Origin of the sequence: Kribbella jejuensis, from assembly GCF_006715085.1 — a bacterium.
In the GTDB taxonomy this organism is placed as follows: Bacteria; Actinomycetota; Actinomycetes; order Propionibacteriales; family Kribbellaceae; genus Kribbella; species Kribbella jejuensis.
Window position 1 is genome coordinate 1 of sequence record NZ_VFMM01000004.1, and the last position, 22,109, is coordinate 22,109.

Consider the following 22,109-nt stretch of genomic DNA (forward strand, 5'->3'; position numbering starts at 1 on the left):
CGTGGTCGTGGCCGGTGGCGTCGAGCACATGGGCCGGCACCCGATGGGCGAGGGCGTCGACCCGAACCCGCGGATCATCGCCGAGAAGCTCGTCGACACCTCGGCGCTGGTGATGGGCTCGACCGCCGAGAACCTGCACGACCGGTACCCGACGATCACCAAGGAGCGCGCCGACGCGTACGCCGTCGCCTCACAGGAGAAGGCGGCAAAGGCCTACGCGAACGACCTGATCCAGCCGGACCTGGTACCGATCGCGACCCGGTCCGCCGAGCAGGGCTGGGGTTACGCCACCACCGACGAGCCGATGCGGCCGGGCACGACGGCCGAGGACCTCGCCGGACTGAAGACCCCGTTCCGCCCGCACGGCCGGGTGACCGCGGGCAACTCCGCCGGTATCAACGACGGCGCCACCGCGTGCGTACTGACGTCGGCCGAGGCGGCCGAGGAACTCGGGCTGACCCCGAAGATGAAGCTGGTCTCGTACGCGTTCGCCGGCGTCGAGCCGGAGGTGATGGGCGAGGGCCCGATCCCCGCGACCGAGAAGGCGCTGCGGCTCGCCGGACTGACCATCGACGACATCCAGGCCTTCGAGGTGAACGAGGCGTTCGCCGTCCAGGTGCTGGCGTTCCTGGAGCACTACGGGATCGCCGACGACGACCCGCGGGTCAACCCGTACGGCGGTGCGATCGCGTTCGGCCACCCGCTGGCGTCGTCCGGCGTGCGGCTGATGAACCAGCTGGCCAAGCAGTTCGAGCAGCGGCCCGAGGTCCGCTACGGCCTCACCACCATGTGCGTCGGCCTCGGCATGGGCGGGACCGTCATCTGGGAGAACCCCAACTGGGAAGGTGCGGCCGCATGAGTCTGCAGGAACTGATCGACAGCGCTTCCGCCCTGTCGACCGACGAGGTTGTCACACTGGCGCACTCGCGGGACGTCGCACTCCCTGGGAAAGCCGGCCTGATGGCGCTCATCACGCTGGACAACGGGCACGACCACACCAAGCCGAACACGTTCGGGCCGAAGGGCCTGGGCTCGCTGAACGCGGCTCTCGACGCGGCGCTGGCGCGGGACGAGATCGTCGCGATCGGTGTCACCGGTAAGCCGTTCATCCTGGCCGCGGGCGCGGACCTGACCGGCGTACCGAAGCTGAAGGACCGGGAGCAGGCGCTGGCGCTCGGCAAGATCGGGCACGGCGTACTGCGCAAGCTGGTCGACGGCGGCAAGCCGTCGTTCGCGTTCGTGAACGGCGTCGCGCTCGGCGGCGGGCTCGAGGTCGCGCTGCACGCGACGTACCGGACCGTGTCGGTCGCGGCCGGGATGCTGTCGACGCCGGAGGTCTTCCTCGGGCTGATCCCGGGCTGGGGCGGCAACTTCCTGCTGCCGAACCTGATCGGTGCGGACAACGCGGTGAAGGTCGTCGTCGAGAACGCGCTGAACCAGAACAAGATGCTCAGCGGCCCGGAGGCCGTGAAGCTCGGCATCGGCGACGTACTGCTCGACTCGGCCGACTTCCTGGAGCAGTCGCTGCTGTGGGCCTCGCGCGTCCTCACCGGCGCCGTTGTTGTCGCGCGACCCGCGATCGACCGCGGCGAGGCGTGGGACGCGGCCGTTGCCCGAGGCAAGGCTTTCGCCGACGTCAAGGTCAGCGGCGCGGCGCCGGCGCCGTACCGGGCTCTGGACCTGATCGCGGCGGCTCGCGACAACGATCGCGACCGGGGCTTCGCGGCCGAGGACGAGGCGCTCGCGGACCTGATCATGAGCGAGGAGCTGCGCAGCGGGCTGTACGCGTTCGACCTCGTTAACAAGCGGGCCAAGCGGCCGGCCGGTGCGCCGGACAAGTCGCTGGCGCGGCCGGTGAACAAGGTCGGCGTCGTCGGTGCAGGTCTGATGGCGGGTCAGCTCGCGCTGCTGTTCGCCCGCCGGCTCGAGGTTCCCGTCGTACTCACCGATCTGGACCAGGAGCGGGTCGACCGCGGTGTCGGGTACGTGCACGGTGAGATCGACAAGCTGCTCGCGAAGGGCCGGGTGCGCCCGGACAAGGCGAACCAGCTGAAGACGCTCGTCACCGGGTCGGTGGACAAGAGCGTGTTCGCGGACGCGGACTTCGTCATCGAGGCCGTATTCGAGGAGCTGCAGTTGAAGAAGACGATCTTCGCCGACCTGGAGAAGATCATCCGGCCGGATGCTGTGTTGGCGACGAACACCTCGTCCCTGTCGGTGACCGAGATGGCCGCGGACCTGGAGCACCCGGAGCGGGTCGTCGGGTTCCACTTCTTCAACCCGGTCGCGGTGCTGCCGCTGCTGGAGATCATCCGCGCGGATCGCACCGACGACGAGTCGCTGGCGACGGCGTTCGCGGTCGGCAAGAAGCTGAAGAAGTCGTGCGTACTGGTCAAGGACGCGCCGGCGTTCGTGGTGAACCGGCTCCTGACCCGCTTCCTCGGCGAGGTCAGCGCGGCGGTCGACGAGGGTACGCCGATCCCTTCCGCGGACCGTGCCCTGTCCGCCCTCGGTCTCCCGATGCCGCCGTTCGTGCTGCTCCAGCTGGTCGGCCTGCCGGTCGCGCTGCACGTCGCGGAGACGATGAACCGCGCGTACCCCGACCGGTACGCCGTCTCGGAGAACCTCGCCAAGGTCGTTGCCGCCGGCAAGAGCTCGTTCTACATCTGGCCCGAGGGCAAGCCGGTCGTCGACCCCGAGGTCGAGGCACTGGTCACGGTGGGCGACAAGCCGTCCACCCCCGACGAACTCCGCACAAGAGTCCTCACGGCCCTGGCCGAAGAAATCAAGATCATGCTCGACGAAGGCGTAGTAGCCGAAGCCCAAGACATCGACCTCTGCCTGCTGCTGGGCGCCGGCTGGCCCTTCCACCTGGGCGGCATCACCCCGTACCTCGACCGCACAGGCATCGCCGAAAAGGTCAACGGCACCCGCTTCCTCCCCCGAGGCACAGCCAGCCTCTAACAATCCGCTGGGGGCCAGTGCGGCGCCGGAAGCCCGCCCCGGCCCCCAGCAACAACCAACCCGACCCCAAGAACAAAAGACCAAAAACCAAAGCACGCCAAGAAACAAATTTCAGATTGGTGACTGGCTTAGTCACATCACCGGCGGTTCGCCTCAACACCACGGCGCTTGAGTCCACCCCGAAGGATTCGCGCCCATCGAGTCCGTGAACCCGCGAATGTGCACCCACTCACCGGGACGCAGCTCGGGTGGGGTTTCCCCCGCCCAGTAGTTGCTCGGTTGTCAACTCTGCCTGCAGGTGGCGGTGGGCCGACAACTGCACCCACGTGGTAGCCGCCCGCCCCGCCAACGCGCGTGCCCCCGGCGCCCCGCACCTGTCGACCAACGCACCTCGCGCCTCTTCGGCTGACAGCTCTCACCCACCCAGCGGCACCCACACCGGTCGACCGACCCACCTCGCGCATCCTGCGCCGACAGCCCCCGGTCGGCGGCACCGCACCTGCCTACCGATCTACCTGACGGATGCTCGGCTGCCAGTTCCAACCACCGCCCGTAGCTGCTCGGCTTACAGCTCTCCCCCACCCAGCGACACCCACCCTGCCGACTTAACCCACCTCGCGCATCCTGCGCCGACAGCCCTCGGCCAGCGGCCCGCACCTGCGTACCGACCTACCTGACGGATGCTCGGCTGTCAGCTCCATCCACCGCCCGTAGCTGCTCGGCTTACAGCTCTCCCCCACCCAGCGGCACGCACACCTGCCGACCAGCCCACCTCGCGCATCCTGCGCCGACAGCCCCCGGCCGGCGGCCCGCACCTGCCTACCGACCTACCTGGCGGATGCTCGGCTGTCAGCTCTTCCCCACCTGGCGCGTCCCCCGCGGACAGCTCTGCCCACCGGCGGCCCGCGCCCGCCTACCGACCTACTTGGCGGACGCGGGGCCGTCAGCTCCATCCACCGTCCGGTAGCTGCTCGGCTGACAGCTCTTTCCCCACCCGGTAGCCGCTCGGCTGACAGCTCTTTCCCCACCCGGTAGCCGCTCGGCTGACAGCTCTTTCCCCACCCGGTAGGTGCTCGGCTGACAGCTGTTGCTCCACCCGGTAGCCGCTCGGCTGGCAGCTCTTGGCCGCCCGGTAGGTGGTTGGTTGTCAGCCTTTGAAGGTTTTTGTGGAGGCGGCTATTTGAGCAGCCGTTTGGCCGGTGTCCTTCTTCACCACGGATTCGCCGTGTTGGGCCAGGTCGGTGTAGAGAGCGGCCAGTTTTTTCTCGCCGAGTTTGTGGGCCAGGTACTCGATTGTCCACCAGCTCGTCCCATACGCAAGATCCGCGTTGCCGTCGAACGTAGTGCGGTCCGGCAGCGTCTTCAGTTTCGGGAGGTACTGCGACTTCACCCGCTTGCGGTACGGATCGACGGACCAGTGCGGGTCATCTTCGATGGAGCGGCAGCGGACGTACTCCGCCAGCCCCTCGACCGCCCAGATCGGAGCGTTCGTACCCAAAGTAGCCGTGGCGACATGAGTCATCTCATGCACCAGCAGGTCCTTGTCAAGCCTCTTCCGCAGCGCCGGGTTCACCACGATCCGACTGCCGATCGGCCGCCCCATGGGTCGCCCCATCTGCTGCCCCTCGAACAGCGTCACCGCCTTCGCGGCGATCGTCCAACCGTCACCGCTACCAGCGGTCCACAGCGTCGACATCACGCTGTTCTGCGGCATCGCGACCACCATCACGGCCCCGTTCCACGGCCGCTTCCAGTGCTTGCGTACCGACGTCACCGCCTTCTCGGCGACCTGCGCGACCTTCGTCCCGATGCCGGCTTCCTTCTTGTCCACCACCACCGCGACCGTTCCCCGCCGTACGACGACCACCTCGGAGAAGTCCCACGGCTGGTGATGCCCGTCCGCGCTCAGCAACTCGTCAGCGGCGGAGTCGTCGACCAGGACCCACCCACCGGACCGATGCACGAACGAGTACCCGAGATCGGTCTGCACCGGCCGCGGATCCAGCCCGCTCACCTGGTACCGCATCATCACCCGCGTCGAGAACGTCGCCGCCCCGAACTTGTCCACCAGCCCCGGGATCGGCCGGAACACGTCCGCGCTGTAGTACTTCAGCGAACTCAGCCCGAACTTCCGCAGATTCGTGAACAACAACTTCTGCCGCGCGACCAACACCGGCTGCTTCGGATCGACCGCGGCCAGGAACCCCTTCAGATCCCCCTTCAGCACAGCGGCCGCCCGCGCAGCCAGCAGTACGTCGATCGCCTTCTTCCGCGCCGCGTCCTCCGTAGCGGCCGCCGTCGGAGAAGGCGTCACCGCAACTGCGGCGGCCGCGTCACCAGGCGGTACGTCGCGACTCCGGACGACGACAACCGCGCCGGACGCAGCGAGCGCCAGCGCGGCAACGCCCGCGTACAGGCGTTTGTGGTGCTTCATCGGTGGCCCCCTAGGACAGTCGGCCGATCCTACCGGCCGGCCGACCGTCCCTGGGACGAGGATCAGGCTTTCTGGACCTCGCCGGTCTTCTGCTCGATTCCGACTCGGCTCTTCCGGTAGCCGTACAGCGCGTAGAGGGCGAAGCCGAGCACCATCCAGACCAGGAACCGGATCCAGGTCTCGATCGACAGGTTCAGCATCAGGTAGATGCAGATCAGCGCGGCCAGGATCGGGATCACCGGGTTGCCCGGCACCCGGAACGAGCGCTGGATGTCGGGCCGGCTGCGGCGCAGCAGCGGTACCGCGATCGACACCAGTGTGAACGCGGCCAGCGTGCCGATGTTCACCATTTCCTCGAGCTTCCCGATCGGGGTCAGCCCGGCGATGAGTGCGACCACGACGCCGATCCCGATGGTGAGCCGGTACGGCGTACCCCACTTCGGGTGGGTCTTGCCGAGCTGCTTCGGCATCAGGTGGTCGCGGCTCATCGCGAACACGACCCGGGCCGCACCGATCATCAGCGTCAGGACGACGGTGGTCAGACCGGCGACCGCACCGGCCGAGATCAGCGTCGCGAAGCCGCCCCGGCCGACCGACTTGAACGCCTCCGCGAGCGCGGCCTCACCGTTGATGTCGGAGTACTTCACCATGCCGGTGATCACGATGCAGACCAGGACGTACAGCACGGTGCAGATCGCGAGCGAGCCGATAATGCCGCGCGGCAGGTCCCGCTGCGGGTTCTTCGCCTCCTCGGCCGTGGTCGCGACCACGTCGAACCCGATGAACGCGAAGAACACCAGCGACGCGCCGGACACCAGCCCCATGATCCCGAACGTCGACGGGGTGAAGCCGAGGATCGCCTGGAACAGCGGCGTGGTCAGCTCGACGTGCCCGCCGGGCGCCGGCACGCTGTCCGGGATGAACGGCGTCAGGTTCGAGCCCTTGATGTAGAACAGACCGGCGATGATCACGAACAGCACCACGAACAGCTTGATCGCGACCAGCACCAGGTTGACCCGCAGCGACTCCTTGATGCCGATCGTCGCCAGCGTGGCCAGCACGAGCACCAGCAGCATCGCGAGCACGTTCACGTGGCTGTCGGGGCCGATCGAATCCGGCCAGCCGAGGCCGATCTGTTCGAGGAACAGCTTCGCGTACGTCGACCAGCCCTGCGCCACGACGCTTGCCCCGAGCATCAGTTCGAGCAGCAGGTCCCAGCCGATGATCCAGGCGAAGATCTCGCCCAGCGAGAAGTAGGAGAACGTGTACGCCGATCCCGACACCGGCACGGTGGAGGAGAACTCGGCGTAGCACAGCGCCGCGAGCGCACAGCAGACGGCGGCCAGGACGAACGACAGCGCGATCCCCGGACCGGCGTACAGCTTGGCCGCGCGGCCGGTCAGCGTGAAGATACCCGCACCGATGATGACGCCGATGCCGAAGACGGTCAGGTCGATCGCGGTGAGGCGTTTCTTGAGCTGGAACTCCGGCTCGTCCGTGTCGGCGATCGACTGCTCGATCGTCTTCTTCCGCACAAGACTCATCAGCGCCTCCTTCAGGTGGACGGAACCCTCCGAGCCTGTACCTCTGACTGGATGAGGTCAAACCGCCACTCAGCGTTGTGGCCGGTATGTTGTCAGTGACGTCCACAACGTCGCCTCGGTGAGACCCGTACGGTCCTGCAGGATGCGGTCGCGGGCAGCCTGGTCGGTGCCGTTGCGCGCCATGTCCTCGTACAGCTCCTCGACCTTGTCGAGCCCGATCCGCCGCACGAGGAAACGGACCGCCAGCCAGCTCACGCCGTACACGTCCGCGGAGTTCTGGTAGAAGCCCGCGTCGCTCGGCAGTGCGGTCAGCTGCGGTACGGCGGTGTCGACGACCTCCTGCTCCCACTTGGCGACCTGCCCGGGTCCGCTGAGAGCCTCGATCCCCCGCCAGGACACGTATTCCGCGGATCCCTCGGCCAGCCACAGCGGTTCGTACCCGCCGAGCGACGCGGTCACGACATGCGTGATCTCGTGCGACAGCAGGATCTCGTCGACCTGGTCGCGCTGGTTCGGGTTGATCACGATGTACCCGCCGGCGACCGTACCGTCGACGGTCTCCTGACCGGGCAGCGACGAGAACGTGGAACCGGTACTGGCCGCGGACTCGATGTCCTCGTCGGCGAACCGGGCGTCCCGGACATCGGTCTCGTCGAGCGCGATCACCAGCACCGACCCGGTCCACTTCAACGGCCAGTACGCCGTCACCTCGGCCAGGCCCTCGTTCGCCGCGTGCACGATCGCCCGCCCGCGCCGGGTGTCGCCCTTCTCCACGATCACCATCACCCGCGGCGAACGCTGTACCTCGATCCGGCCGAGGTCCCACGCCTCCCGGTGCGCGCCCGGCCCGAGGTCGTTGTCGAGCTCGCTGTCCGACGTGAGCAGCCAGTGCCCGCCGCGGGCGATGAACGTGTACCCGAGCTCGGTCGTCACCGGTGTGAAGTCGACCTTGGGGATCTGGTACCGCATCAGCACCCGGACGAGGTACGTCGTACTCCCGTGCGCCTTGAGGATCTCCGGGTTGAAGCGCTCCTCGGCCTGGCTGTAGCCGAGCTCGTCGAAGCCGATCTCGACCAGGTTCGCGAACAGGATCTTCTGCGCCGCGACGAGCTTCTTGTTGGTGGGGTCGATGTCGGCGAGGAACAGCTGCTCGTTCCCGGTCTGCACGGCCTGGGCGCGGCGCACCAGGATCAGGTCGACGGCGAGCCGCCGGGCGGCGACCGCGGCCGCGATCCGGGACGGCTTGGGTGTCGTCGACGGCGGTGCCGGGGTGGTGACGGCGAGCCGGGCGCGGGCGTCCTGATGCCGTTGTTCAACGGTGTAGACGACGCCGCCCGAGACCAGCGCCACCGCCAGCAGCAGACCCGACCAGCGGCGGAGAATGGGCGTCGTTGCACTCACTACGGGCGGTTCCCCTCCGAGTACCCGATGGTTCGCAGCCGGGCTACCCTACTCGACGCCGCCGGTTTACGCTGCCGCGGCAGCTTTCAGCGCGCGGAAAAGTCCGGCCTCGGTCATCCCGATGTGCTCGAGCATGATCCGGTCGCGGTCCTTCTGGGTGCTGCCGAGCGACGCGAGCTCGCGGTACAGCGTGCCGACCTCGGTCCCGCCGAACCGGGTGAACAGGTAGTCGAGCGCCAGCCAGGACAGCGGGTACGAGCTGTCCGCGTGGTCGAAGAAGGTGGCGTCCGGCGGCAGGCCGGTCGCCTTCGCGAGGTACTTGGTGCGCACGTCCTGGCGGTACTGCGGGATCGCGAGGTCGTTCTGGCCCGGCATGTGCAGGAACTCGACGTACGTCGCGGAGCCCTCGACCAGCCAGCGCGGCGCATACGGGCCGTACGGCGCGGTGGCGACGTGGGTGAACTCGTGGGCGAGCGTGCGGGTGTCGACCTTGTCCCGGTTGTTCGGGTTCACCACGACGTACGAGTCGGCCCGCTCGCCTTCGCCGGTCACCTCGCCGGGCAGTGTGCGGTACACCCAGGTCGCCATCGCGAGCGCGTCCTCGGCGTTCTTCGGCTGGGTGTAGTCGGCGCCGCGGACGACCTTCTGGTCGAGCGCGATCACCAGGCCGGAGCCGTTCCAGCCGCCGGGCCAGTTCGTCGAGACGGCCTGTACGGCGTTCTGCGACATCGTGACGAACTTCGTCGCGAGCGCGTCCTGCCCCTGGTCGACGACCACGAGCACCCGCGGCGCGCGCTTCACCAGGACCGGCCCGAAGTCCCAGGCCTCCTGGTGCGAGCCGCGCGGCAGCCGCTGGTCGAGGTCGGAGTCCGACACCAGCATCCAGGTGCCGTTGGCCCGCCTGCTGAACGTGTACCCGAGCATCGCGCGGACCGGTACCAGGTCGATGCCGCGGAGCTGGTACTCCATCGCGACCGCGACCAGGTACGTCGACGGGCCGTACTTCTGGGCGATCGTGTCGTCGTACTGCTGGGCGAGCTGCTGGTAGGCGAGCTTCGCGAAACCGAACTGGCGCAGGTTCGTGAACAGCACTCGCTGGCGTGCGACGAGCTTGGTGTTCGCGGGGTCGACGTCGGCGACGAACTCCTGCTCGTTGCCGGTGAGGACCGCCTGCGAACGCCGCTTCAGCACCTGGTCGACGGCGGCCGACCGCGCGGCCAGGTCGATCGTCGGCGTACTCGTACCGGCGTTCGCGGCCGCGTCCTGGTTCTGACTCGACCGGTGCAGGGCGAGACCGCCCGCGACCGCTGCCACCACCAGGACGAGCGACAGCAGGAACGGCCAGAGCCGCGACCTCCTGCGGCGGTCGGCGGCGTGCCGGCTGTGCCGCCCTACCCCCTCGGCCATGGGTCCTGGCTAGGCGTTCCGGCCGCCGGCCGGCTCGTTGAACGCGTGACCGGCGTGCTGGGTCAGCTGTTCGGTGATCTCCCGAGCGACCTCCTGGCCGGTCAGACCGATCTCCTGCAGGACCGCGGCGCGCTTGGCGTGGTCGAGGAACACCTGCGGTACGGCGAAGTCGCGGAACGGCGCCTGTACGCCCCCGTCCCGGAGCGCCTGCGCGATCAGGTCGCCGCAGCTGCCGGAGCGGCCGTTGTCCTCGATCGACACGACCAGCTTGAAGCCGCTTGCCAGCTCGACCAGCTTCGGGTTGACCGGCTTCACCCAGCGCGGGTCGACCACAGTCACGCCGTACCCATGGGCCTCGAGGCGCTGCGCGACGTCCATCGCGGTCGCGACCATCGAACCGATACCGACCAGCAGGACGTCGTTGCCCGAGCGCTTGAGCACGTCGATGTCGCCGACGCGGTCGATCGCCTCGATGTCCGGGAACACCTCGCCCTTCGCGAACCGCAGCGCCGTCGGGACGTCGTCCACGTCGACCGCCTCGTCGAGCAGTTCCTGCAGGCGCTTGCCGTCCCGTGGCGCCGCGAGCCGCAGGCCCGGGACGAGCTGCAGCAGCGACATGTCGTACACACCGTTGTGGGTCGGGCCGTCGTCACCGGTCACACCCGCGCGGTCGAGGACGAACGTCACGCCGCACTTGTGCAGCGCGACGTCCAGCAGAACCTGGTCGAAGGCGCGGTTCAGGAACGTCGAGTACAGGCAGACGACCGGGTGCAGGCCGCCCAGCGCGAGGCCGGCGGCGCTGGTCACCGCGTGCTGCTCGGCGATCCCGACGTCGAAGGTCCGGTCCGGGAACTCCTCCGCGAACGGCGCGAGGCCGGTCGGGTGCAGCATCGCCGCGGTGATCGCGACCACGTCCGGGCGCCGGTGGCCGATCTTCACCAGTTCGTCGGAGAACACGTCGGTCCAGCCGCGCGGCTTGTTCAGCGGGCGGACCTGGTGGAGGTTGTCCTCCTCGTCCTGCTCCGCGGCGGGGTAGCCGAAGCCCTTCTTGGTGACCGCGTGCACGATCACCGGACCGCCGAACGACTTCGCGTTGCGCAGCGCGTCCTCGAGCGCGTTCCGGTCGTGGCCGTCCACCGGGCCGACGTACTTCAGGCCGAGGTCCTCGAACATGCCCTGCGGGGCGAGCATGTCCTTCAGGCCCTTCTTCACCCCGTGCAGCACCTCGTACATCGGCGGGCCGACGTACGGCGTCCGGCCGAGGTTCTTCTTGATCAGGTCGAGGATCTTCTCGTACCGCGGGTTGGTGCGCAGGCTGGTCAGGTGCGTGGCCAGGCCGCCGACGGTCGGGCTGTACGAGCGCCCGTTGTCGTTGACGATGATGACCAGGTTCAGGTCCTTGGCGGCGGCGATGTTGTTCAGCGCCTCCCAGGCCATCCCGCCGGTCAGCGCGCCGTCGCCGATCACCGCGACCACGTGCCGGTTCTCCCCGCGCAGCCGGTACGCCTTCGCGAGGCCGTCGGCATACGACAGCGCGGTCGAGGCGTGGCAGTTCTCGACGATGTCGTGCTCGGACTCGGCCTGGCTCGGGTACCCGGACAGGCCGCCCTCCTGACGGAGCGTGCCGAACGAGCGCGCGCGGCCGGTGACCAGCTTGTGCACGTACGCCTGGTGACCGATGTCGAAGACCAGCCGGTCCCGTGGCGAGTCGAACACCCGGTGCATCGCCAGGGTGATCTCGACCATGCCAAGGTTCGGGCCGAGGTGGCCCCCGGTGCGGGTCACGGTCTCGACCAGCACGTCCCTGATCTCGGTCGCCAGATCGGTCAGCTGTTGATCGGTCAGCTTCTTGAGGTCTTCCGGACCCTCAACCGTCTCCAGCACGCGCATCGAGCTCCTCCCGCGGTCGTCCTCGAATGCTCTCACACTTCAAGACGCTACCCGGGTGCGCCTCGTTCGGCCCTGTGGTGGGTCTCACCTAGGGTGACAGACATGGAGGACCGGGGCTGGTGGGGCGGGGAAGGTATCAGGACAGTGCGGACGCTGTTCCGGAAGTACGACGGGCAGCCGCATCGCCTGGTCGAGGCCATCCGGCTGGGCGAGGACGAGCACGGGCTGTGGGTCGGATCACTCCCGGGCAGCCAGGGCCAGCGCGCCGACGGCAGCTGGAAGTCGATCGACTACCACCGGGTCCGGTTGTTCCCGCGTGGCCAGTGGTGGAGCGCGTTGTTCAACGACACCCCGCATCAGACCGCGATCTACTGCGACATCACCATGCCGCCCGAGTTCGGCGTCGACTCGGTCACCGCCGTCGACCTGGACCTGGACATCCGGCTGCTCCGCGACGGCACGGTCAAGGTGATGGACGAGGACGAGTTCCACGAACACCAGGTCCGGTACGACTACCCGCCGCAGGTCGTCGCCACCGCCCAGGCCGTCTGCGACCACCTGGCGGCCACCATCACCACCACGGAACCCTTCCTGACGGCGTACAAGCCGTACCTCGAGCAGATCCGCTCGCTGACGGCCTGACCCACGGCGGCGACCGGTCCCGGAGGCTAGGAGCCCCCCTGAGCCTCCAGGGACCGGTCTTATGACGGCGTGGGCCGGCACCTCTCCATCGTGCGGTGGCATACCGCGACAGGTCCACTGCCCAGCGCAAAGTTGCATGAACCTGCAGTCGCACCCGTGCCGGGATAAGTTGACGCTCATGCGTGACGTCAGGGTGGTTTACCGCAAGTACGACGAGAAGCTGCACTGGCACCAGTGGATGCGCTACCTCGGCGAGGACGAGTACGGCGTCTGGCTCGGAGCGCCCGCGGGATCGGTGTCGCAGCGCGGTGACGAGCCTGTGGTGACGCAGGAGCAGGCGCACGTCCAGCTGTTCCCGCACGACAAGTGGTTCACCGCGATCTTCAACGACGAGCCGCGGTACACCGAGATCTACGCCGACATCACCACGCCGGTGGAGTTCTCCGACGACGTGCTGACGATGATCGACCTCGACCTGGACGTGATCAAGCGGCGCGACGGCACCGTGTTCATCGACGACGAGGACGAGTTCGCCGAGCACCAGGTCAAGTACGCGTACCCTCCGGACGTGATCGCCACCGCCCGGCAGACCTGCGACTGGCTCTTCCGGGCCGTGTCGACCGAGGAGCCGTTCCTCACAGTCTACAAGACCCACCTGGACAAGATCCGCTAGCGAACCTCATGGACGCGCAGGGTTCCGTTCTTGAGCATCATCACGCCCGGTAGCGGGCCGCGCTGCCCGGCGTACATGTCGGCGACCGGGGCGACCGTCAGGTAAAGGTTCTGCCCGGCCGGGACGTCGACGGCGATCGCGGGCAGCTCGAAGGTACGCCGTACTCCCCGGGCTGTGTGCTTCTCGCGGAGCGGCATCGTGTTGTTCTGCACGACCTTCGCCGTGAGCGGGCTCTTCCCGACGCTCAGGGCGAAGTACGCCGCCGACTGCGGGATGACCGTGTAGACGTTGGCGGTCACGGTCGGCGTACCCGCGATCGTGAGCGGGCCTTTCGCGATCGGCAGGTTCACGGGCAGGCCGACGCCGGTCGGCGCGACGATCTTGCCGAGCCGGTACGCCGTGTTCGGTGCCAGACTCCGTTGCGTGAGGCACCGACCTGCCGCGGTCGACAGGTGGTACGTACCGAAGCCCTCCAGACCGCTCGGCTGGTGCAGCAACTGTTGCCGCATGAACCGGATCGACAGGTCGGAGAAGGTCGGCGAACCGAGCGCGATCGAGCACGGGTCGCCGGGGGTCGCGTAGCCGGGCGGTACGACGGCCGGCAGCGTGTGGCCACCGTTGTACCCGACGAAGATCGACCGCGCCCGAGCCTTCGCCGTCAGCGCGTGGTCGAAGTTCATCAGGCCCTGGTTGAGGTTGAACAGGTTGTCGGAGATGCCCTGACCGAACAGCACCGGAATGTCGAGCTTGCGGCCCTGGGACACCTGCCACGCGGGACCGTTGTGCGCGAAGAACGCGGTCAGCTCGCGACCGGCCTTGCCAGTCGGCCAGGCACCGGTCGCGATCAGAGCGACGAACGCCTTCTGTACGGCCGGCGGCAAGTGCGTCCCGCCGCCCGCGAACAGGAGCGACAGCCACATCGTACGGGCGGCCTCCTGGGGCGCGAGGCTCTGCTTCAGGTCCCACCAGGTGATCTCCGGCGCGAGCGCGTCGAACCGGGTCGCCCCGCGGTCGCGGAGCTCGGTGAAGGCGCCGGCGAACTGGTACCCGCCGCCGTAGGACCCGCCGATCGCCCCGATCAGCGGATCACCCGGTCGCTGCTTCGTCACCCAGTCCAGCCCGGCGACCAGGTCGACGAGCTTGACCACGTCGCTGCCCTCGTAGTCCGGGTTCATCACGTGCGCGACGCCGGTGCTCTGCCCGAAGCTCCGCTGGTCGAAGCTGAGGACGCCGAAGCCCGCGTCGAGCCAAGCCTTGAACGCAGCCGGGTCCGTCGTCCGGCTCCCACCCCAGCCGTGGCTGTGGAAGATCAGCGGGACGGTGTGGTGCTTCGTCGCGTCGGCAGGCCGGAACAGCGTGTAGCAGATCTTCACGGGCGCCGTCGTACCCGGCTCCGGGACCGAGTTGACGCAGCCGTTGGTGACAGTACCGGCCGCCGCGGCCGGGATGACCGGGGACAGCAGCAGGGCGACAGCACCGACCAGAGCAAGCACACGACGCATCTGTCACTCCAGGTGATCGACGAATCTCGCTTCGCACACGCTAGAGGACTCCCCGCTTCCTGACCAGATCGCGTCCTCAGCCGTCGGCGAACCGAGGGGCGAAATGCGGCCGCCGCTGCGACACTGTGCGCGTGCATATCGCGATCGAGGTCGTGGCCCTCGTCGCCGTCGTCGCGGCCGGCGCCGCGCTGGCGCGGCGGATCGGGCTGTCGGCCCCTCTGTTGCTGGTGGTCATCGGGATCGCCGCGTCGTACCTGCCGTTCATCCCGCGGGTCGAGCTCTCGCCCGAGGTGGTGCTGGTCGGGTTCCTGCCGCCGCTGCTGTACTCGGCCGCGATCAAGACCAGCCTGGTCGACTTCACCAAGCACCGGCGGTCGATCGGGTTGCTGTCCGTCGGACTCGTGGTTTTCACCGCCCTCGGCGTCGGGGTGGTGACGTGGTGGGTGCTCGGCCAGGTCGCGGAGTCGATCGGTCAGCAGCCGTTGCCGTTCTGGGCCGCGTTCGCGATCGGTGCGGTGGTCGCGCCGCCCGATGCGGTCGCCGCCACCGCGATCGCCAAGCGTGTCGGTCTCCCCCGGCGGATCGTCACGATCCTCGAGGGCGAGAGCCTGATGAACGACGCGACCGCCTTGGTCTGCCTGCGGACGGCGGTGGCCGCGGCCGTCGTCGCGCCGACCGTGCTGCACGTCGGCCTGGACTTCCTGCGCGCGGCCGGTGGCGGCGTACTGGTCGGCTTCGTCGTGACGTTCGTGCTCGCGAAGATGCGCCGCCGGTTCACCGACCCGGTACTGGACACCACGCTCAGCCTGACCGCCCCGTTCGTCGCATACATCGCGGCCGAGAACCATTACGTGCACGCGTCCGGTGTCCTCGCGGTCGTCGTCACCGGTCTGCTGCTCGGTCACAAGGCGCCGATCATCCAGTCGGCGAAGTCGCGGATGTCCGAGCGCACCAACTGGCGGACCTTCCAGTTCCTGCTGGAGAACACGGTCTTCCTGCTGATCGGCCTGCAGACGCGGTGGATCCTCGACGACCTGAGCGCCAGCCCGCTGCCCGGCTGGCTGATCGCGGCCGCGACGGTCGCGGCGTTCGTCGCGGTCATCCTGCTGCGGCCGATCTGGATCATCCCGACCACGTTGCTGTCCCGGAAATTCCTCGGCCCGTCGCGCCCCGGTCCGGTGTCGAGCCGCGGTCTGATCGTGGTGTCGTGGGCCGGCATGCGCGGCGTGGTCACGCTGGCCGCGGTGTTCACGCTGCCCGAGAACACGCCGCATCGCGAAGTACTGGTGTTCATAGCACTGACCGTGACCGCGGGCACGCTGCTCGTCCAGGGCTCCACGCTGCCCTGGCTGGTACGGCGGTTGCGGCTGCCCGGCCCCGATCCGGCGGAGGACGCGCTGCAGGAGGCCGCCGTACTGCAGGGAGCTCATCGGGCCGCGATCGCGAAGCTCGACGAGATCGCGACCCCGTCCGACCCGCCGGCCGTGCTCGACGTCCTGCGGCAGCGGGGTGAGGCGCGCGCGCAGGCGGCCTGGGAGCGGCTCGGGCGGCCGGAGAGCGAGTACGAGACACCGAGCGAGGCGTACCGCCGGTTGCGGATCGCGATGCTCGAGGCGGAACGTTCGCACATCCTCAAGGTCCGCGATGCCGGGCTGGTCGCGGACGAGGTGCTGCAGCGGGCGCAGAACGCGCTCGACATCGAGGAGTCGATCCTGGACCGCGACGAGGACGACGACGTCGGCGGCCGCTCCGAGGATCTGCGGCCGAAGGTGCTGCCGGGCGGTGAGTGCGAGCACCTCGCCGAAGCGCCGGTGGTGGTCGCTCCGAACACGCCGGACGGCTGCGAGGAGTGCCTGGCCGACGGCGGGACCTGGGTGCACCTGCGGCTGTGCCTCGGCTGCGGGCACGTCGGGTGCTGTGACTCCTCGGAGATGAAGCACGCGAGCAAGCACAACGCGGAGACCCGGCATCCGGTGATGCGCAGCTTCGAACCGGGTGAAACTTGGCGCTGGTGCTTCGTTGACGAGAAGCTGGGCTAATGGCTGACTGTCTGTTCTGCTCCATCATCGCGGGAACGACGCCCGCGCAGATCGTCCTGGACACCCCGGAGATCGTGGGCTTCCTCGACATCCGGCCGGTGTTCAAGGGTCATACGCTGATCGTGCCGCGGGCCCACGTGCCGACACTGGTCGAACTGCCGGACGAGCTCACCGTGCCGCTGTTCGGCGCGGCCCGGTCGGTCGCGGCCGCGGTCCGTCCCGCGTTCGACGCGCAGGGTTCGTTCGTTGCCGTCAACAACGTTGTGTCCCAGTCGGTGCCGCATCTGCACGTCCACGTCGTACCCCGCACGAAGGGTGACGGGTTGCGCGGGTTCTTCTGGCCGCGCACGAAGTACGCCGACACCGCCGAGGCCGAGGAGTACGCCGGGAAACTACGCGCCGCCCTCGCGGACTAGCGCGTACTCCACCTGCGGCAGCGGGTTCCCGTCACCGAAGTCCCTGAACTGGGTGGCTCCGGTTTCGACGAAGCCGCACTTGGTGTAGAACCGACGCGACTGGGGGGTGTCCCGCAGAGTCCAGAGATGCACGCGCTCGAATCCGTCAGCCTGCAGGTGTTTCAGCGTGGCATCCATCAACGCGACCGATACACCGCTCCCCCACCCGTCGGGGTGCGTGTAGAAGCTGTAGATCTCCGCGAAGCCTGCACGCGTCTCGGACGCCAAACTCCACGACATGGCCAACGGCCGCTCATCGACAAATCCCAGCATCACCAGCCCGTTACCAGTCGCCAGTCGCTCGTGCCACCTCTCCAGCCGACTCGCCACCCCCTCCCGCGCCATCTCGGGGGAGAACAGGGGCCCATACGCCGCACCCCACGACGCAGCATGAACCTCCCCAACAGCCGAACCATCCGCCACCGCCGCCACCCGCGCGGAGATCACGCCAGCGCCTGCACGGAGCGGTCCTGGGGACGGGTTGTCAGCGAACGGGGCGGTCAAGGCGGGTCTCCAGTTTTTCGAGGGATCGTTCTACCGCGGCTCGGACCGTCTGGTCGGGGTCGTCGGCGAGGGGGCGGATTGCTTCGGCGTGTTCGTACTCGCCGGCCGCTCCGACCGCTCGTACGGCGGCCGCACGCACCCGCGGGAGCTCGTGGTCGAGCAGCGGAAGGAGTGCGTCGACCAACTGACCGAGCTCGCGCTGGGCGGTGATCTTCGCGACGTGTTCCTGCACCCGCCACGCCGGATCGCTCGCCGCCTTCAGCAGTACGTCGACGAGGTCGTCGCGCCACACATACAGGAACACCCGAGCAGCCCACACCCGGATCCAGTAGTAGTTGACCGGATCGACCGGTGACTTCCACCCGCCCGGATTGTCCGACCCGGTGATCGCCACCAGCTTCGGCAGCTCGGCGCCGTATGCCTCCTCGCCCGAGATCTCCCCGGACAGGAAGGCCACGCACCAGTCGATCACGACGTCCTCGCCGTACCGCGCGCAGGCGGCCCGGACCACGTCCCGCGGTGAATCCCTCATGCGCTCAGTAAACCGCGAGCCTCCGACAGTTACCGCTCCTTGACCCACTCGGCGCGGTAGTCGTACCCGTCCTGGCCCGGCGACTCCCACCTGACTCGCACCGAACCGCCCGGCGGCAGCGAGCGGAACCCCTCGGCCTCGATCACCGAGAAGTGCGTCCAGCAGCCGCCGGGAGTGCTGGGGCAGTCGATGACGCCCCAGCCCTCGTCGTCGTACCAGGTGCGGACGACGCCGTCGTCCTCACCGGTACCGAGTTCCACGTGTCAGCCCGCGATCAGCGAACGGAGCACGTACTGCAGGATGCCGCCGTTGCGGTAGTAGTCGGCCTCACCGGGCGTGTCGATCCGGACGACCGCGTCGAACTCCTTCACGCCGCCGTCGGGCGAGGTGGCCTTGACGTGCACGGTGCGCGGGATCGAGCCGTCATTGAGCGCGGTGACGCCGGTGATGTCGAACGTCTCCTCACCGGTCAGGCCGAGGGTCTCCGCGGTCTCACCCTCCGGGTACTGCAGCGGCAGGACGCCCATGCCGATCAGGTTCGACCGGTGGATGCGCTCGAAGGACTCGGTGATGACGGCCTTCGCGCCGAGCAGCGCCGTACCCTTCGCGGCCCAGTCCCGCGACGAGCCGGAGCCGTACTCCTTGCCGGCCAGGATCACCAGCGGGGTGCCCTGCTCGGCGTAGGCCTGCGCGGCGTCGTAGATCGTGGTGACCGGCGCGTCGTCCTTGGTGAAGTCGCGGGTGAAACCGCCCTCGGTACCCGGCGCGATCTGGTTGCGCAGCCGGATGTTCGCGAACGTACCGCGGATCATCACCTCGTGGTTACCGCGGCGGGAACCGTAGGAGTTGAAGTCCTTCCGGTCCACACCGTGCTCGGCGAGGTACTTGCCGGCCGGGCTGTCGGCCTTGATCGAACCGGCCGGCGAGATGTGGTCGGTGGTGACCGAGTCGCCCAGCTTCGCCAGCACGCGGGCGCCGGCGATGTCGGTGACCGGCGACGGGTCCTTCGCCATCCCGTCGAAGTACGGAGGCTTGCGGACGTAGGTCGACTCCGGGTCCCAGGCGAAGGTCTTGCCCTCCGGCGTCGGCAGCGACTGCCAGCGCTCGTCACCGGCGAACACGTCGGCGTAGTCCTTGGTGAACATTTCCTTGTTGATCGAGCTCGCGATCGTCCGCTCGACCTCGTCCGCGCTCGGCCAGATGTCGCGCAGGAAGACGTCGTTGCCGTCCTTGTCCTTGCCCAGGGCATCGGTCTCGAAGTCGAAGTCCATGGTGCCGGCCAGCGCGTAGGCGATCACCAGCGGCGGGCTGGCCAGGTAGTTCATCTTCACGTCCGGGTTGATCCGGCCCTCGAAGTTCCGGTTGCCGGACAGCACGGAGACCACCGCCAGGTCGGCCTCCTGGACACCGGCCGAGACCGCCTCGGGCAGCGGGCCGGAATTGCCGATGCAGGTCGTGCAGCCGTAGCCGACCAGGTGGAAGCCGAGCTTCTCCAGGTACGGCGTGACGCCGGCCTTCTCGTAGTAGTCGGTGACGACCTTCGACCCGGGTGCGAGCGACGTCTTCACCCACGGCTTGGACGCCAGGCCCTTGTCGACCGCGTTCTTGGCGAGCAGCGCGGCGGCCAGCATGACCGACGGGTTCGACGTGTTGGTGCAGGAGGTGATGCTCGCGATCACGACGTGGCCGTGGTCGAGCTCGATCTCCTGGCCGTCGAGGCTGACCGTGGTCTTCTTCGACGGCCGGTCCTTGGCGCCCTGCACCTCGTGCGGGTTGTCGTCGGTGTGGCCGTGGCCGTTCGGCGCGTCGCTGCCCGGGAAGCTGCCGAGCTCCGACGGGTCGACGTCGAGCTCCTCGGTCGCGTAGTCACCGAGCACGCCACGGAACGACTCCTTGGCCTTGCTCAGCTCGATCCGGTCCTGCGGGCGCTTCGGACCGGCGATCGACGGCACGACCGTGGACAGGTCGAGCTCGAGGTACTCCGAGAAGCGCGGCTCGACGGCCGGGTTGTGCCACAGGCCCTGCTCCTTGGCGTAGGCCTCGACCAGCGCCACGTCGTCGTCGGAGCGGCCGGTCAGCCGCAGGTAGTCCAGCGTGACGTCGTCGATCGGGAAGATCGCGCAGGTCGAGCCGAACTCCGGGGACATATTGCCGATCGTGGCGCGGTTCGCCAGCGGCACCGCCGCGACGCCGTCGCCGTAGAACTCGACGAACTTGCCGACCACACCGTGCTTGCGCAGCATCTGGGTGATGGTGAGGACGACGTCGGTCGCGGTCGCACCGGCCGGCACGGAACCGGTCAGCTTGAAGCCGACGACCTTCGGGATCAGCATGCTGACCGGCTGGCCGAGCATCGCGGCCTCGGCCTCGATCCCGCCGACGCCCCAGCCGAGCACGCCGAGGCCGTTCACCATCGTGGTGTGGCTGTCGGTCCCGACGCAGGTGTCGGGGTAGGCCTGGCCGTTGCGGACCATCACCGTGCGGGCCAGGTGCTCGATGTTCACCTGGTGCACGATGCCGGTGCCGGGCGGGACGACCTTGAACTCGTCGAACGCGGTCTGGCCCCAGCGCAGGAACTGGTAGCGCTCGCGGTTGCGCCCGTACTCGAACTCGACGTTGCGCTCGAACGCGTCCGGCGTACCGAACACGTCGATGATGACGGAGTGGTCGATGACCAGCTCGGCCGGTGCCAGCGGGTTGATCTTGGTCGGGTCGCCGCCCAGCTCACCGACCGCCTCGCGCATCGTGGCCAGGTCGACCACGCACGGTACGCCGGTGAAGTCCTGCATGATCACCCGCGCCGGGGTGAACTGGATCTCGGTGTCAGGCGCCGCGTTCTGGTCCCAGTTGCCGAGCTTGCGGATGTGGTCCGCGGTGATGTTCGCGCCGTCCTCGGTGCGCAGCAGGTTCTCCAGCAGGACCTTCAGCGAGTACGGCAGCGTGTCCGCACCCTCGATGCCCGCCAACCTGAAGATCTCGTACGACTGCCCGTTGACCTCGAGTGCCCCTTTGGCACCGAAGCTGTCGACGCTCGCCATCAACCTGCTCCTCTGTCCAGTCCGTGTCCGCTACAGCCATCCTGCCGAGCGCGTCGCCCGCCCCGGAGGTCAGGTCCACCTAACCTCGGGGCGGAAAACTCTCTCGACATCAAGATACACGACATCGAGCCAACTGCGTGACGTCCTAGGAAACCTGTGGAAGAACTTCCGCGGCGATCAGGTCGAGGTGGTCGAGATCCTGCAGGTCCATGATCTGCACGTACTGGCGCTGCGATCCCACCGCGGCGAACTGCCCCAGCCGGTCCACGACCTCGGCCGGGGTGCCCGCGATGCTGTTCGCCTTCAGGTCCTCGACGTCGCGGCCGATCGCGTCGGCCCGCTGCTTGACCTGCGCGTCGTCCTTCCCGACGACCACGGTGTGCGCGGTCGACAGCGCGAGCGTCTTCGGATCCCGGCTCTCGGCCTCGCACGCAGCCTGTACCCGCTTGAAGAGCGTCTCGGTGAGCTCGACGCTGCGGAAGCCGGCGTTGAACTCGGCGGCGTACTTCGCGGCGAGCTCCGGCGTCCGCTTCTTGCCAGCGCCGCCGACGATGATCGGCGGGTGCGGCTGCTGCACCGGCTTCGGCAGCGCCGGCGAGTCCGACAGCTGGTAGTGCTTGCCGTCGAAGTTGTACTTCTCGCCCACCGGGGTCTCCCACAGCCCGGTGATCAGCTCGAGCTGTTCGGACAGGATGTCGAAGCGCCCGGGGGTGTCCGGGAAGTCCAGCCCGTACGCCTTGTGCTCGGCCTCGTACCAGCCGGCGCCCAGCCCGAGCTCGGCGCGGCCGCCGCTCATCTGGTCGACCTGGGCGACCGAGATCGCGAGCACGCCGGGGTTGCGGAAGGTGGCCGAGCTGACCAGCGTGCCGAGCTTGATCCGCTGCGTTTCCCGGGCCAGGCCGGCGAGCGTGATCCACGAGTCCGTCGGGCCCGGCAGCCCGTCGGAATCACCCATCACGAGGTAGTGGTCGGAGCGGAAGAACGCGTCGAACCCGTTCTCCTCGGTCTTGCGCGCGACGGCGAGCAGGTCGTCGTACGACGCGCCCTGCTGCGGTTCGGTGAAGATCCTCAGAAGCATGGCGCC

The 22,109-nt window shown here is 68.5% G+C and carries 17 protein-coding genes; 6 read left to right on the plus strand and 11 right to left on the minus strand.

Translation table 11 applies throughout. The features are described from left to right. Together FB475_RS32845 and FB475_RS32850 are read left to right on the plus strand one after the other, a co-directional pair. Positions 1-859: thiolase family protein (locus FB475_RS32845; RefSeq protein WP_141861815.1), on the plus strand; the 859-nt coding region annotated here is incomplete at its 5' end. Then, a complete protein-coding gene (locus FB475_RS32850; protein WP_141861817.1) occupies positions 856-2,964 on the plus strand; it encodes a 3-hydroxyacyl-CoA dehydrogenase NAD-binding domain-containing protein in 2,109 nt (702 codons plus the stop codon). The genes FB475_RS32845 and FB475_RS32850, both read left to right, overlap by 4 nt. 1,147 nt (positions 2,965-4,111) lie before the next feature. On the opposite strand, the gene FB475_RS32855 is transcribed toward FB475_RS32850, so the two are convergent. The 5 genes from FB475_RS32855 to dxs all read right to left on the minus strand — a co-directional run bounded on the left by FB475_RS32855 (position 4,112) and on the right by dxs (position 11,640). Continuing rightward, positions 4,112-5,398, minus strand: coding sequence for a hypothetical protein (locus FB475_RS32855; RefSeq protein WP_141861819.1), 1,287 nt, complete (start codon positions 5,396-5,398; stop codon positions 4,112-4,114). Positions 5,399-5,460: 62 nt separating this feature from the next. Beyond that, positions 5,461-6,942, minus strand: a complete 1,482-nt coding sequence (locus tag FB475_RS32860) for an amino acid permease (protein WP_141861821.1) — start codon at positions 6,940-6,942, stop codon at positions 5,461-5,463. Between the two features lie 69 nt (positions 6,943-7,011). Next, positions 7,012-8,343, minus strand: a complete 1,332-nt coding sequence (locus FB475_RS32865; protein ID WP_238332589.1) for a hypothetical protein — start codon at positions 8,341-8,343, stop codon at positions 7,012-7,014. A gap of 66 nt (positions 8,344-8,409) precedes the next feature. Continuing rightward, positions 8,410-9,750 (minus strand): hypothetical protein, encoded by a 1,341-nt coding sequence (locus tag FB475_RS32870; RefSeq protein WP_141861822.1) that lies wholly within the window; start codon positions 9,748-9,750, stop codon positions 8,410-8,412. 9 nt (positions 9,751-9,759) lie between these two features. Further along, positions 9,760-11,640: a 1-deoxy-D-xylulose-5-phosphate synthase gene (gene dxs, locus FB475_RS32875; protein ID WP_141863076.1), complete on the minus strand. Its 1,881-nt coding sequence runs from the start codon at positions 11,638-11,640 to the stop codon at positions 9,760-9,762. Between the two features lie 102 nt (positions 11,641-11,742). Between dxs and FB475_RS32880 the strand changes: the two genes are divergently transcribed. After that, positions 11,743-12,282, plus strand: a complete 540-nt coding sequence (locus FB475_RS32880) for a ribonuclease FAU-1 family protein (protein ID WP_141861824.1) — start codon at positions 11,743-11,745, stop codon at positions 12,280-12,282. Positions 12,283-12,460: 178 nt separating this feature from the next. Then, on the plus strand, positions 12,461-12,955 hold the full coding sequence (locus FB475_RS32885; RefSeq protein ID WP_141861826.1) for a ribonuclease FAU-1 family protein: 495 nt from the start codon (positions 12,461-12,463) through the stop codon (positions 12,953-12,955). Here the strand turns inward: FB475_RS32885 and FB475_RS32890 are convergent. Beyond that, positions 12,952-14,457, minus strand: coding sequence for an alpha/beta hydrolase family protein (locus FB475_RS32890; protein WP_141861828.1), 1,506 nt, complete (start codon positions 14,455-14,457; stop codon positions 12,952-12,954). The genes FB475_RS32885 and FB475_RS32890 overlap by 4 nt on opposite strands. A gap of 131 nt (positions 14,458-14,588) precedes the next feature. Here FB475_RS32890 and FB475_RS32895 point away from each other — a divergent pair, with 131 nt between their 5' ends. Next, complete coding sequence (locus FB475_RS32895; RefSeq protein WP_141861830.1) at positions 14,589-16,496, plus strand: Na+/H+ antiporter; 1,908 nt, start codon at positions 14,589-14,591, stop codon at positions 16,494-16,496. Further along, a complete protein-coding gene (locus FB475_RS32900; protein WP_141861832.1) occupies positions 16,496-16,912 on the plus strand; it encodes an HIT family protein in 417 nt (138 codons plus the stop codon). The genes FB475_RS32895 and FB475_RS32900 overlap by 1 nt, the downstream gene beginning before the upstream one ends. Here the strand turns inward: FB475_RS32900 and FB475_RS32905 are convergent. The 5 genes from FB475_RS32905 to FB475_RS32925 form a co-directional block, all read right to left on the minus strand. Continuing rightward, positions 16,889-17,374 (minus strand): GNAT family N-acetyltransferase, encoded by a 486-nt coding sequence (locus tag FB475_RS32905; RefSeq protein WP_238332590.1) that lies wholly within the window; start codon positions 17,372-17,374, stop codon positions 16,889-16,891. The genes FB475_RS32900 and FB475_RS32905 overlap by 24 nt on opposite strands. Positions 17,375-17,435: 61 nt before the next feature. Continuing rightward, positions 17,436-17,987 carry a HEAT repeat domain-containing protein gene (locus FB475_RS32910; protein ID WP_141861836.1) on the minus strand — a complete coding sequence of 184 codons (552 nt, stop codon included), beginning with the start codon at positions 17,985-17,987 and terminating at the stop codon, positions 17,436-17,438. A 29-nt stretch (positions 17,988-18,016) separates the two neighbouring features. After that, the gene (locus tag FB475_RS32915) at positions 18,017-18,247 is read right to left on the minus strand and encodes a cold-shock protein (RefSeq protein WP_141861838.1); all 231 of its coding nucleotides are present in this window, start codon (positions 18,245-18,247) and stop codon (positions 18,017-18,019) included. A gap of 3 nt (positions 18,248-18,250) precedes the next feature. Further along, positions 18,251-21,025, minus strand: coding sequence for an aconitate hydratase AcnA (gene acnA / locus FB475_RS32920; RefSeq protein ID WP_141861840.1), 2,775 nt, complete (start codon positions 21,023-21,025; stop codon positions 18,251-18,253). A 145-nt stretch (positions 21,026-21,170) separates the two neighbouring features. After that, positions 21,171-22,103 carry an LLM class F420-dependent oxidoreductase gene (locus tag FB475_RS32925; protein WP_141861842.1) on the minus strand — a complete coding sequence of 311 codons (933 nt, stop codon included), beginning with the start codon at positions 22,101-22,103 and terminating at the stop codon, positions 21,171-21,173. Between the last annotated feature and the right edge of the window lie 6 nt (positions 22,104-22,109).

Bases quoted from the DNA above. Each gene is read 5' to 3' on its own strand.
- FB475_RS32850 (WP_141861817.1), top strand. From the start codon at position 856: ATGAGTCTGCAGGAACTGATCGACAGCGCTTCCGCCCTGTCGACCGAC.
- FB475_RS32855 (WP_141861819.1), bottom strand. From the start codon at position 5,398: ATGAAGCACCACAAACGCCTGTACGCGGGCGTTGCCGCGCTGGCGCTC.
- FB475_RS32860 (WP_141861821.1), bottom strand. From the start codon at position 6,942: ATGAGTCTTGTGCGGAAGAAGACGATCGAGCAGTCGATCGCCGACACG.
- FB475_RS32870 (WP_141861822.1), bottom strand. From the start codon at position 9,750: ATGGCCGAGGGGGTAGGGCGGCACAGCCGGCACGCCGCCGACCGCCGC.
- dxs (WP_141863076.1), bottom strand. From the start codon at position 11,640: ATGCGCGTGCTGGAGACGGTTGAGGGTCCGGAAGACCTCAAGAAGCTG.
- FB475_RS32880 (WP_141861824.1), top strand. From the start codon at position 11,743: ATGGAGGACCGGGGCTGGTGGGGCGGGGAAGGTATCAGGACAGTGCGG.
- FB475_RS32885 (WP_141861826.1), top strand. From the start codon at position 12,461: ATGCGTGACGTCAGGGTGGTTTACCGCAAGTACGACGAGAAGCTGCAC.
- FB475_RS32890 (WP_141861828.1), bottom strand. From the start codon at position 14,457: ATGCGTCGTGTGCTTGCTCTGGTCGGTGCTGTCGCCCTGCTGCTGTCC.
- FB475_RS32900 (WP_141861832.1), top strand. From the start codon at position 16,496: ATGGCTGACTGTCTGTTCTGCTCCATCATCGCGGGAACGACGCCCGCG.
- FB475_RS32910 (WP_141861836.1), bottom strand. From the start codon at position 17,987: ATGAGGGATTCACCGCGGGACGTGGTCCGGGCCGCCTGCGCGCGGTAC.
- acnA (WP_141861840.1), bottom strand. From the start codon at position 21,025: ATGGCGAGCGTCGACAGCTTCGGTGCCAAAGGGGCACTCGAGGTCAAC.
- FB475_RS32925 (WP_141861842.1), bottom strand. From the start codon at position 22,103: ATGCTTCTGAGGATCTTCACCGAACCGCAGCAGGGCGCGTCGTACGAC.